This is a genomic window from Nostoc sp., from assembly GCF_036917975.1.
Lineage (GTDB): Bacteria > Cyanobacteriota > Cyanobacteriia > Cyanobacteriales > Nostocaceae > Nostoc.
In genome coordinates this window covers 72,523-84,816 of sequence record NZ_JBALEJ010000013.1, presented here as the reverse complement: position 1 = coordinate 84,816, position 12,294 = coordinate 72,523, and the positions used below count along the sequence as shown (strand labels likewise).

The 12,294-nt window shown below is 42.9% G+C and carries 12 protein-coding genes; 9 read left to right on the top strand and 3 right to left on the bottom strand.

Annotated features, from left to right (window positions below):
• Positions 1–36 precede the first annotated feature (36 nt).
• Positions 37–1,551: a phenylacetate--CoA ligase family protein gene (locus V7K76_RS04690; protein WP_334777106.1), complete on the top strand. Its 1,515-nt coding sequence runs from the start codon at positions 37–39 to the stop codon at positions 1,549–1,551.
• Here V7K76_RS04690 and V7K76_RS04685 read toward each other — a convergent pair.
• Positions 1,536–1,940, bottom strand: coding sequence for a hypothetical protein (locus V7K76_RS04685; protein WP_335029692.1), 405 nt, complete (start codon positions 1,938–1,940; stop codon positions 1,536–1,538). The two genes, V7K76_RS04690 and V7K76_RS04685, sit on opposite strands and share 16 nt — an antisense overlap.
• 120 nt (positions 1,941–2,060) lie before the next feature.
• Here V7K76_RS04685 and V7K76_RS04680 point away from each other — a divergent pair, with 120 nt between their 5' ends.
• On the top strand, positions 2,061–2,201 hold the full coding sequence (locus V7K76_RS04680) for a hypothetical protein (protein WP_334951606.1): 141 nt from the start codon (positions 2,061–2,063) through the stop codon (positions 2,199–2,201).
• A 101-nt stretch (positions 2,202–2,302) separates the two neighbouring features.
• Here V7K76_RS04680 and V7K76_RS04675 read toward each other — a convergent pair whose 3' ends face one another.
• The gene (locus V7K76_RS04675) at positions 2,303–5,806 is read right to left on the bottom strand and encodes a HEAT repeat domain-containing protein (RefSeq protein ID WP_334951604.1); all 3,504 of its coding nucleotides are present in this window, start codon (positions 5,804–5,806) and stop codon (positions 2,303–2,305) included.
• 156 nt (positions 5,807–5,962) lie between these two features.
• On the opposite strand from V7K76_RS04675, the gene V7K76_RS04670 reads away from it, so the two are divergent.
• The gene (locus V7K76_RS04670) at positions 5,963–6,223 is read left to right on the top strand and encodes a hypothetical protein (RefSeq protein WP_334951602.1); all 261 of its coding nucleotides are present in this window, start codon (positions 5,963–5,965) and stop codon (positions 6,221–6,223) included.
• Between the two features lie 438 nt (positions 6,224–6,661).
• Here the strand turns inward: V7K76_RS04670 and V7K76_RS04665 are convergent, their stop codons facing one another.
• Positions 6,662–6,946, bottom strand: coding sequence for a pentapeptide repeat-containing protein (locus V7K76_RS04665; protein WP_334777100.1), 285 nt, complete (start codon positions 6,944–6,946; stop codon positions 6,662–6,664).
• A 371-nt stretch (positions 6,947–7,317) separates the two neighbouring features.
• Here V7K76_RS04665 and V7K76_RS04660 point away from each other — a divergent pair, with 371 nt between their 5' ends.
• The 6 genes from V7K76_RS04660 to V7K76_RS04635 all read left to right on the top strand — a co-directional run bounded on the left by V7K76_RS04660 (position 7,318) and on the right by V7K76_RS04635 (position 12,294).
• On the top strand, positions 7,318–7,656 hold the full coding sequence (locus tag V7K76_RS04660) for an ATP synthase subunit I (protein WP_334951600.1): 339 nt from the start codon (positions 7,318–7,320) through the stop codon (positions 7,654–7,656).
• 206 nt (positions 7,657–7,862) lie between these two features.
• Positions 7,863–8,540: a F0F1 ATP synthase subunit A gene (locus V7K76_RS04655; RefSeq protein ID WP_334777098.1), complete on the top strand. Its 678-nt coding sequence runs from the start codon at positions 7,863–7,865 to the stop codon at positions 8,538–8,540.
• A complete protein-coding gene (locus V7K76_RS04650) occupies positions 8,527–8,835 on the top strand; it encodes a F0F1 ATP synthase subunit C (protein WP_094346123.1) in 309 nt (102 codons plus the stop codon). The genes V7K76_RS04655 and V7K76_RS04650 overlap by 14 nt, the downstream gene beginning before the upstream one ends.
• A gap of 4 nt (positions 8,836–8,839) precedes the next feature.
• Positions 8,840–9,652, top strand: a complete 813-nt coding sequence (locus V7K76_RS04645) for a F0F1 ATP synthase subunit B family protein (RefSeq protein ID WP_334951597.1) — start codon at positions 8,840–8,842, stop codon at positions 9,650–9,652.
• Between the two features lie 191 nt (positions 9,653–9,843).
• Positions 9,844–10,266, top strand: a complete 423-nt coding sequence (locus tag V7K76_RS04640; RefSeq protein ID WP_334777096.1) for a DUF6640 family protein — start codon at positions 9,844–9,846, stop codon at positions 10,264–10,266.
• A 249-nt stretch (positions 10,267–10,515) separates the two neighbouring features.
• A complete protein-coding gene (locus tag V7K76_RS04635; RefSeq protein ID WP_334777095.1) occupies positions 10,516–12,294 on the top strand; it encodes an alternate F1F0 ATPase, F1 subunit alpha in 1,779 nt (592 codons plus the stop codon).

Sequence of the window (12,294 nt, the reverse complement as noted above, 5' to 3'; positions counted from 1 at the left end):
GATGTTGATTTTACTTCAGGATAAACAACAAGGGTCATGAACCGGAAATCAAGACAACAGCAAGTAATCAAAGCATTTGAAGATTTTTTGTCTACCCCCCTAGAAACGATATTGCAACGGCATCTCAACACTCAAACTTCGGCAGTTTTGAGTTTATTTCACGATGTAGCGGCTAATGTACCTGCCTACAAGGCGTTTTTAGCAGAAAGAGAAATTAATCCCGCAACTATTCAAACCTTGGAGGAGTTTCAAAAACTCCCAGCGATCGCTAAACAAAATTATATCCTGCGTTATCCCTTAGCTGATTTGTGCCACAACGGACAACTAGAAGCGTGCGACATGATAGCTGCTTCATCAGGTTCTAGTGGTAAACCGACATTTTGGCCTCGTTTTTTCACAGATGAACTCCAAATCGCCACACGCTTTGAACAGATTTTTCACGATAGTTTTTATTCAGATACTAGACGCACTCTAGCAGTGATTTGTTTCACTTTAGGCACTTGGGTAGGTGGGATGTTTACCACTAATTGCTGTCGTTATCTTGCTAGCAAAGGTTATCTCATCACCGTAATTACTCCTGGTAACAATAAAGAAGAAATATTGCGAGTTGTCCAAGAACTTGGTTCAGAATTTGAACAAGTGGTGTTATTGGGATACCCACCATTTTTAAAAGATGTCATTGATACTGGTATCGCTCGTGGTGTGGAGTGGCAGCAATATCAGATTAAATTAGTGATGGCGGGAGAAGTATTTAGTGAAGAATGGCGGAGTTTAGTTGGTGAAAGAGTTGGTTCACCAAATCCTTGCTATGATTTTGCATCACTCTACGGCACTGCGGATGCCGGAGTTTTAGGTAATGAAACCCCGTTAAGTATCTGTATTCGCCGTTTTTTGGCAATAAATCCCGATGCCGCTAGAGCTTTATTTGGGGAATCGCGTTTACCCACGCTAGTACAATACGATCCTTACAGTCGCTTTTTTGAAGTTCAGGATGGCGGATTGCTGTTTTCGGGAGATAACGGTATTCCCTTAGTGCGTTATGACATTTTAGATACTGGCGGAATAATTAGTTATGATGCCATGCTGCAATTTTTAGCAGAATGGGGATTTAACCCGCTTGAAAATCTCCGTTCTGACACTCAACAATCAGCTAGAGGTATTCATCAGCTACCTTTTGTTTATGTCTTTGGCCGTTCTAACTTTACAGTTTCTTACTTTGGTGCAAATATCTATCCCGAAAATGTAACGGTAGGATTAGAACAACCAGTAATTCAAGAATGGGTAACGGGTAAATTTGTGTTGCAGGTGAAAGAAGATGCAGACAAGAATCGATTTTTATCTGTGGTTGTGGAGTTAGGAGCAGGGGTAGAGGGTAATGAAGAGAGAAAGCAAGCGATCGCATCTTCTATTCTTTCACAACTGCTACGCCTAAATAGCGAGTTTGCTAATTATGTTCCCGCAGAATATCAAATACCACAGGTTACGTTAGCGCCAATGGGGGATGCAGAATATTTTCCGATTGGGGTGAAACATCGTTATACGCGTAAATAGGGAATGCGATGATGAATCAGGAAGAAGACGCGATGAATCGCGTCTTCTTCCTGTGTTCGTGGATTCATCGCGTCTCCTTCTAGTATTTGATTAATAAGCCAAATCCCATGAATATGATTCGGCATGACGCAAAACGAATCTATCTGACAATTAGAAAAATGATTAGGAATCTCGTACCACAATTTATGAGCGATTTCTCCAATTGGCGATCGCTGCATTTCACCCTGCACAATCTCACCAAAAAAGCATTTTTTACCGTCGGTGCAAATAGTAATGAAATATCCGGCATTACTAGCATAACTCCATGCTGGTAAACGTGTTGAATCAATTCGATATTTACCTTTGTATTTGGGTTTGTTGTTTTGTGGTTGAGGATCGTCATTATTCATGATTATATCTTTGGTTGATACAAAAATTTATGCAATTATTGCTTTGCATTGATGTAATTGCCAACCCAAAAAACTCGGAATTATTCTCACTATGTAAATGATGGCAAGGAGGAAGACGCGATGAATCGCGTCTCTACAAGGGGCGATCGCAAAAACGATGCCTGCGGCGGGCTACGCCTACGCATTCCCATTCTGTTCACAATATCTGTTTTATTAGGTGCGATCGCATTCCCTGGATTGCGGAAAGATCAGAGGCGATAGATTTACGAGACGCTTACGAGATGCGATTCATCACGTCTTTACAAGGGATTGCTGCTTCCACATTTCGCTTATGTTTTGGCTGGAGGAAGTATTTTTCTTTCCTACTCTCCATCTTTCACTTTCTCTTGTTGATGCCAAGCTTGATAAAAAGCGGGGTAGGGCATACTTTGGGCGCACTTCCAGATAACTTTGTAGCAATTATCAAATCGCTCAAAGTCATTTTTGTAAGTTTCAGGTGATAAGTAATCCTTCAACACGGTGACAACACTCGGCATTTGTTCCTGTAACATAATTTGCCCTAAGCTTTCTGTCGCTAGCGATTGGGTATCATCATACAGTTGTGGTTTGCCGATTAACTCGATTAAGGCAGCGATGGCTTCTTGATTGCCAGGGTCAATTTGTCCTAAGCTATATGCCGCTTGGCATCGGGTATCATCATACAGTTGTGGTTTACCAATTAACTCGATTAAGGCAGCGATCGCTTTTTGATTGCCAGAGCCAATTTGCCCTAAGCTTTTTGCCGCTTGCCATCGGGTAGAATTATTCATTTTTGGTTTGCTGATTAACTCTACCAAAGCATCAATTGCTTTTTGGTTGCTAGGGTCAATTTGCCCTAAACTTTCTGCCGTTAGCCATCGGATATCATGATCCAGTTGTAGTTTGCCGATTAACTCCATCAAAGCATCAATCACTTTTTGGTTGCCAGGGTCAATTTGCCCTAAGCTTTCTGCCGCTTGCCATCGGATATCATCATCCAATTGTGGTTTGCCAATTAAGTCCACCAAAGCATCAATCGCTTTTTGATTGCCAAAGCCAATTTGCCCTAAGCTAGATACCGCTAGCCTTCGGGTATCATGATCCAGTTCTGGATTGCCGATTGACTCCACCAAAGCATCAATCGCTTTTTGATTGGCAGAGCCAATTTGCCCTAAACTTTTTACCGCTTCCCATTGGATATCATAATCCAGTTGTAGATTGCTGATTAAGTCCACCAAAGCATCAATCGCTTTTTGGTTGCTAAGGTCAATTTGTCCTAAGCTTTCTGCCGCTTGACATCGGATATCATGATCCAGTTGTGATTTGTCGATTAAGTCCACCAAAGTATTAATCGCTTTTTGGTTGCCAGGGTCAATTTGCCCTAAGCTAGATACCACTTGCCTTCGGATATCATGATCCAGTTTTGGATTGCCAATTAAGTCCACCAAAGCATCAATTGCTTTTTGGTTGCCAGAGCCAATTTTCTTTAAGCTTTCTGCCGCTTGCCATCGAGTACCATCATCCAGTCGTGATTTGCCGATTAACTCCACCAGAGTATCAATCGCTTTTTGGTTGCCAGGGTCAATTTTTCCTAAGCTATATGCCGCTTGCCTTCGCGTAAAATCATTCAATTGTGGTTCTTGCCTTCGCGTAAAATTATTCAGTTGTGATTTGCCGATTAACTCAATTAAGGCATCAATCGCTTTTATGCGATTTGTCTGAGGCAATGCTGTCTTTGCTCCCTCTGGAATTGGTTCAAGAAATCTCACCCACTTGTTTTGTTCACCCTTAAACTCACCAAAGCCCCATTTAACGATCTCCGCCACAATAGCATCTGAGTTGCAAGAATTTTTCCACTCATCAACCCCCGCAGCAGCGAGAAAATAAGCGCGAAACTCGTAAAATCCCCTTCTGACTTTATCAATAGCTCTGCATTCTCCGCACCCATCATCAAATTCCACCAACGCCTGAATAAACTTTTCCTTCTTCTCCTTCCCCACATCCTCACGTCCCAACCACAGCAAAATCACCTCTTTCCACTGCGGGGCAAAAATGCGATAAACACCTAACGCAGGGTTGTCGGGAACATGATTCAAAAACTCGTGCCAATCAGCGATCGCCAACGCTGCAAAATATTCCTCAAATGTGGGATGGTAGAAAGCGTAAACTTTCTCTTTTGCTGATTCCGCAGCCACTCCAACTTCATTTAGCCATCCCAACTTTAACGCTAACCAAAATAAAGAATTTTGCTGTTTTGCATCACCTAATTCGTCACGCACAAACTTATGTTGTAGCCGAAACCGTGACGTTTCTTGATCAATTGCCCGTTTTGCCAAACGTCCCAAGGCTGCGTTTAATTCCTCTTGCTGCTGTTCAGTGGTAGGGAAGCGCTTTTCCCACTTGTAAAACTCTTCCACAAAATGCTGATAAAGTTCAGCTTTCGTTTCCGGTAAACCTTTATCGGAACTTTGCCAAGTGCTACACAACAGCGCCAACCGCAAAGGATTTTTAACTAAATCTTGGATGCGCTGACGTTCAGGTTTATCTAATTCCTGCCATAATCTTTCCCCTTTGTTTGCATCCTTGTGAAACCAACGCCCAATAAACTCTTGCACATCTTGTGGATATTCAAAATTGAGTAACCGATACGTCTCAAAATTTTCTAAAGCGTTGGCGTTTGCTTCCCAAACATTCACCCGACAAGTCAGCACAACCCGCGCATATTTCACCCATCCCGTCAACTGCTGGGAAATCTCAGTTAATGGTTGGGGTGAAGACATTTCATCTGCTGCATCCAACAACAACCACACACGATTATTCTTGAATAAATCTGCAAAAGTGTTTTCCTGTTCTTCTTTTACACGCACCACTTCTAAAGCATTCTTCAGCCAATCTTGCAGCAGATAGTTTTCTACATTCTTTCCTTGCAAGTCTGCTAAAGAAATCCAAATTGGTAAACCCAGATTGTTGTTTAATATCCAAAAAGCTATAGTTTGCAACTGAGTAGTTTTTCCCGCACCTGGTTCCCCAATTAAAGCGATGCAGTGTCCTTTAGTTTTACCAACACCATCACGGATAACTTGCTCTAAAAAAGCCTCATGTTTAAATCGCTGCTTCTCTTCATAACTCGGTTCGTAAAGTCGTGAACCTTGTTCTGCGGAAATATCCTCGCTGCACTTCTTCGGTTTGTTACGCTCCACCAATGCTAAAGGGACATGAATTTCCTTTAACTCAAATTTCATCTCATCATCAGCAAACAGCAACTCATTTGTGGTGAGACGCTTGTGCTTTTCCAGCATAACGCCGCAGATTTCTTGCCAATCCAAGCTATTATCTGGTGTTTGTACCTGGAATGTTTCTTTTAAATTCGCCTTTTGGTATTCCTTCCACTTCTGCTTAACCACCTCCAAATTATCTTTTATCGTCGCTGTCTGATGTTTTAGCGTCAGGGTAAATTTCCAATAACCTTGATTTTTTGCAGATTTTTGGTCTTCTCGCACTCCCAACTTTTCCAACCAGTCAAGTGCAGTTTGAAGCTCGTCTAATTCTCTTTCTTTCTGAGAAACGTTAGATTCTGCTTTTTGCCGGGGAAGTTTTAAACTTTTGTGAGCATCTTTAATTTGTTTGAGTAAATATTCCTTCTTTGTACCACCTTCAGTTGTTTTGCTTCTGTTTCCTGTTGTCTTTTTGATTTCATATCCGGTAATTTGCAGCTTATCAGCTTCCCAGACAACGCAAAGCGGAAGTTTTGATTCACAGTCTTGCTCTTCTGAAAGTTGCAACAATGCTTCTACCAGAGCGAGTACATTTTCTAAAACTGATTCATCTCCCCGAATATTTCTTGACATCAGTCTGAAATAATTTTGAATTACCCAAACAAAGAAGCTTCCCCAAGCCGCAAAAGCTGACGATACAAGCATTATAGACGCTGCGTGGGGGATTTGTATGGGGAAATACCCAAAAAAATAATTGACCTTGTAAACCCAAAAACAAGGTGAATTCAGATGTCAGCTAAAAAACCTGGTAAAAGTGCAAGTCAAAGAGCTATGTCTACGATGGGCTACGCCTACGCTTTCTTGCTAATTGTGCAAATAGTGTTAATTGGCATAAATGCCGAAAATCGCCTTCAGCAAGGAGACTCACCAATCGACGTTTTAATCTGGATGATTAACCAGTGTATCCCAGTTCTTAAACAAGCCAGCAGTCTCCAAGAAAAACAGAAAAAGATCCTGTTACCCACACATCACCGTTCTGAGGGTCAATAATATCACAAGCCCCTCTCTGCAAGCAAAGAGGGGCTGTGGCTATATTGGTTGATTTATATAGAAATCCGGTTTAATTGCGTGAAAAAATCTAATAACATTTTAATTAATGATTGCAACACATTCTTGGTTTAAGACGCGATGAATGGTGGGATGAAGACGCGATTCATCGCGTCTCTACAAGATGTATGGTCTATTTGTTACGTTTCTCGATTGCGTGCAATCCAGTTCGGATCGGGTTTTTTGATAAAAATTATAATAATAGATGACAAAAACGCCTTGTAGAGACGGCGATTTATCGCGTCTCTCTTGTTCGACCTTTACAACAGACAGTGCTTATAGTATTTTTGTTGAGCAAAAATAGCTAGAGTTAATGCTAAATTTCCATAAAAAACCACGTCCCTTGTAGGCGTGATTTTTATCTACTTATCCACTGGGATATTAGGCAAAATAATTGGCAGACTCTAAGCGATCGTTGTGCATTCTTCCATCAGGCATTTTTGCCCCTTTCAGATTAGCACCGCTGAAATTGGCTCCTTTGAGTCCAGCCCAGTTTAAATTAGCATCACTTAAATCACAGTTTCTCAAATCTGCGTTGTTCAAATGTGCCCCAGTCAAATCTACCCCACTCAAATTTGATTTAGCTAAACTGATCCCTCTCCAGTCTGCCTGTCTAAAATTCCTTTCTCCGACTGCATATCGTCTTAAAACTTCATTGGCATCCATATTGGTTGCCTCGCAACGTGTAGCGTTGTCGCTGTGAATACATTTATTCTAACTCAGAATGTGCGACTGTAACATCACAAATTGACTCTTTGCGATGCCTGCGGCGGGCATAGCCATCGCATCTTGTAACGTCTCATGGTTTCGCCTTCGGATAGAAAAAATATGTCACCCACTCACTCAGTGGGTTTTCACGTTTTGCTAAAGAATCATCATTTTGGTAACGATTTATATCGTAATGAATCAATTCAATCAATAAATCAAGCCATAGCCCCTCAGAGTAGTTAACAAGGAGAGTTATGTGAAACCTTGTCCAACATGGCATAAAATTTACCCGCGCATAACTCTTCAAACAGCCTCTAAGGAGATTTAATATGAATAGCCTCTTCTTTTTACCTGTTACTTTATTGTTAGGAATTTTGCTGGGAAATCTCTACTTTCGTGGCTTGTGGACAACGGTGCAGAAATTATCTACAACCCAAAACCCAATTCTATTAACGTTAGGCAGCTTTTTTGGGCGGTTAGCGATCGCACTCACCGGATTTGCTTTTGTACTAGCGATCGCCCAAGAGAACGCACTTTGGCATCTGAGCGTTTGCTTAGGCGCGTTTATTTGGGTAAGGAATCGCATTATTGAAACTCATATTCTACACTTCAAAACGTCATATTTTAATACTTCAACAAATCTTACAAAAAACTGGCCACATTATTAAACATTAATGGTGATATCTTATCGGGTCAATCAATTTTGGATTTTAGATTTGCAATTTTGGATTGAAAATTTTTGATTTGTTCCGCCCACAAACAAGGGGGAGCCACTGCGGTGGACGGGAAACCCTGCATAAAGCAAGTGGCATCGGGGTATGAAGCGAAATAATCTAAAATCTAAAATCTAAAATAGGTACGTCAAGGAGACTCAATGCAGATTAGTCCAGATGAAATCGTGTTTTGGAATTGGGGATTTGTGACGATCAATGCCACGTTGGTATTTACATGGATGATCATGCTACTGTTGGGCATTGGTGCTTGGTTGGTGACGCGCAAACTATCCACTGACACACAGCTATCCCACTGGCAAAATCTGCTGGAAGTTTTAGTTGTGAATTTACGCGATCAAATTCAGCAAACCAGTGGACAAAATCCCGATCGCTATTTGCCCTTTATCGGCACCCTGTTTGTTTTTATTGCTACCGCCAATTTATTAGCGATCGTTCCTGGTTATCACCCGCCCACTGCCTCACTATCTACCACTGCGGCCCTGGCGATATGTGTATTTTTTTCCGTTCCCGTTTTTGGTATCAGTCAGTCAGGAATCTGGAAATATCTCCACCACTACATAGAGCCAATTCCCATCCTATTTCCCTTTTATATAATTAGTGAACTCTCACGGACTTTAGCTTTAGCAGTGCGTTTGTTTGGCAATGTGATGAGTGACGGCATGATTGGGGCGATTTTAATATCGATCGCACCATTCTTCTTTCCAGCCATTATGCAGGCTTTAGGATTGTTGACAGGCTTAATTCAGGCATATATTTTCGCGGTTTTAGCAGTTGTTTATATTGGTTCTGCGAGTAATGAAGACTATGGCTCAAAATGAATCGCTATCACTTGTACTGGGAATTGTTGGCACTGTGTCAATCTTAACGGCAGGTCTAACTATGGCCATCGGCTCTATCGGCCCAGCCCTTGGCGAAGGTAAATCTGTTGCTCAAGCACTCAGTTCCATCGCCCAACAACCCGACGCAGCAAACACAATTACTCGCACATTATTTGTGGGATTAGCATTTATCGAATCCGTGGCAATTTATTGCTTTGTAATCGCGCTCATTCTCTTATTTGCTAATCCATTCTGGAACTATGTGATTGGTGCGATCGCCAAAGCAGGAGCCTGATCAAGTGGAGATTAACTGGTTTACTTTCGGGGCGCAAATCCTCAACTTTTTTGTCTTGATATTTGTGCTGCAACGGTTTTTATATAAACCGATTACCAAGGCAATGGCACGCCGCGAGAAGACAATCTCCGATCGCTTGTCGTCGGCATCTGAACAAAAAGAAGAAGCAGAACAGGAGGTTAAGCATTATCAGGAAATGCAACAGCAATTCACAGACCAAAAGACAGAATTGCTGACTCAAGCAAAATCAGAAGTGGAAGAAACCCGCCAACGCTTGTTGAAGGAAATGCGTGAGTCAGTGGCGAAGGAGCGATCGCAATGGCAAAGCAATTTACAACGTCAGAAAGACTCTTTTTTGCACGAAGTAGGCGAGCGTACAATGCAGCAATTACAAGCAACCGTGCGGCGGGTGTTGACAGACTTGGCAGAGTCGGAACTAGAAATGCAGATTGCGAGGGTGTTTTTGCAGAAATTGCGCGATCTCACCGAAACAGAACGTGCCGAACTGGTGACAACTTTAACTACTTCGACAAAAGATAGCATTCCATTGACGTTGGTTAGTACCTTCACCCTACCGCCGGATATCTGTACAGCGATCGCTACGGTTTTACAAGATTACTTTAAGGCGGTGGGTTCAGGGAAAATCGAATCGAGTTATGAAATTGCAGGGAAAATCGAACCGACTTATGAAATTGAATCTAGTTTGATTTGTGGGATCGAACTACGCGGCACGGGCTACAAACTAGCGTGGAGTATGGATACTTACTTAGATAGCATCACCGAAAATTTGGTTACGGTTTTTGCAGAAGAAGCTTAAAGGGACTTTAGTCCTTAACTCTAAAGCACTGAAGTTCGTAGTCAGGACTTTAGTCCTTAATTATAGAACCCATTTGGGATCTTGTATACCCTACCAGTAAACGCAATCGTTTTTGAAGACCTCATTATGGCTCAAACACGAACAGACATTTTTGGAAATGGAGAATCAAAATGAAAAAAATGAGAATGCCAATGTCTAGCCGACTTATCTTTACAGCGATCGGGATTCTCTTGCCCGTTGGTGCGCATATCGCGGACTACAACAAGACACATATCTTCAACCCAAATTGGCCTCCCCATGCAAAATTCCACGGGGGGCAAACCCTCATGTTTTCAATCCTCCTGGGAGCCATTTCGATTTTCTTCGCTTGGAGGAAAACCAGGGATCGATTGAATGGGGTATTGGCTGCTTCTAGCTTTGCAGCAGTTTATTGGGTTGCTCAAGCGGGCGCGATTCTTTATCCCGGCACAGCTCCTTTCGACCCTGACACAATCACGCCGATGAGTTATTTAATGGGACTTCCCCTTCAAACTTACTTCCAAATCATTTTCCTCATCTTGACTGGTGTCGCCACTTGGCTCGCGTTGAAGCCAAATGCAAAATGGACTGACTGAGCCATCAACCTACTTTAGCTATTAGCCCGCAATCTGCTTCTTGGTTGGTAATATCTCTTGCAATAAAGGTTCAAAAATTTCCCATTCTGCATCAGTGGGGTCGCTGGAATACGCCATTAGCATTGGATTTTAGATGCTGAGGAGTACCTTAATTCAAAACCTCATAAGATGTCAAATGGGTTCTATAAAGCACTGAAGTGCTTACTACAGACTCATTACACTAGTCACCAGTCCCTACTCAGTGGAAGTATGATGCAACAGACTGAAGAAGGTTTACAGACAGTTTTACAAGATACTTTTGCACTTTATACTCAAGCTCTCGATCAGCAGGAAGCAAAATTGCGATCGCAGGAGATCGGCATTGTGCAATCGATTGGTCAAGGAATTGCCAAAATCGCCGGTTTACCGAATGTGCAGTCAGAGGAAATTGTCTGTTTTACTGGCGGTAGTCTGGGGTTGGTGTTTAACCTCGATCCCGAAGAAGTTGGCGTAGTTTTGCTTGATTCTAGTGAGCAACTCCAATCAGGTACTCAAGTGCGGCGCACTGGCAAAGTGCTTGATGTCCCTGTGGGTGACACGTTGTTAGGAAGAGTGATCGATCCTCTCGGTCGCCCCCTTGATGGTAAAGGTGTGGTGCGAACTTCCCAACGCCGTCCTGCTGAACGCGATGCCCCTAGTATCATGGATCGTGCGCCTGTGAATGTGCCTTTGCAAACTGGAATTAAAGCGATCGATGCCCTGATTCCTATTGGACGGGGACAGAGAGAATTGATTTTAGGCGATCGCCAAACGGGTAAAAGCGGTCTTGCCCTCGATACGATCATCAATCAAAAAGGCAAAAATATTCTCTGTATCTATTGCGCGATCGGACAGCGTAGTGCGGCTGTTGCCAAGGTAATTGCCGACCTCAATGAGCATCAGGCCTTTGCCTACACAACCGTCGTTATGGCAGCAGCAGAAAAGCCGCCGGGGTTACAATATATCGCTCCTTATGCCGCTACTGCGATGGCGGAATATTTTGCAGATCAAGGGCGCGATGTGCTTATTATTTACGATGACCTCACCAACCATGCCCGCACCTATCGAGAAATATCTCTCTTAATGCGCCGCCCACCTGGACGCGAAGCTTATCCAGGGGATATTTTTTATATTCACTCGCGCTTACTGGAACGCTCTACACATTTCAACGACAAACGAGGTGGTGGTTCCTTAACTGCGTTGCCAATCATCGAAACAGAAGCACAAAACATTGCTGCGTACATCCCGACTAATCTAATTTCAATTACCGATGGACAGATTTATCTCTCACCAATCCTCTTTCAAAAGGGAGTATTACCTGCGATCGATATCGGTAAGTCGGTTTCGCGGGTGGGTGGTAAAACCCAACTTCCTGCTTATCGCACTGTTTCAGGAGATTTACGTCTTTCCTATTCTCAATTTGAAGAATTAGAGGCTTTCTCTCGCTTTGGTACGCGTTTAGAAGAATCGACTCGCCTCACTTTAGAACGCGGACGACGGGTACGTGAGATTCTCAAACAAAAGCAATATGCGCCAATGCCGGCTGCTGTGCAAATAGCTGTAATGCTCTCGGTGACGGCAGGCTTGCTCGATTCTGTCCCCATAACTAAAATTGCCATTGCAGAGCTTGCGATCGCCCAAGCCATATCCACCGAGTTAGCCGATCTTTGCCTGCAAATCGAAAGTGGAGCCGCATTGAAGGATGCCGATCGCGATGCCTTACTAAAGGTTGCCACAACTGCGATCGCTACAGTTGTAAAGGATACAACAGATCCCAAGGATACGAAAGATACAACAGATCCCAAGGATGCGAAGGATACAACAGATCCCAAGGATACGAAGGATACAACAGATCCCAAGAATGCGAAGGATACAACAGATCCCAAGGATACGAAGGATACAACAGATCCCAAGAATGCGAAGGATACAACAGATCCCAAGAATGCGAAGGATACAACAGATCCCAAGAATGCGAAGGATACAACAGATCCCAAGGATACGAAGGAGTAG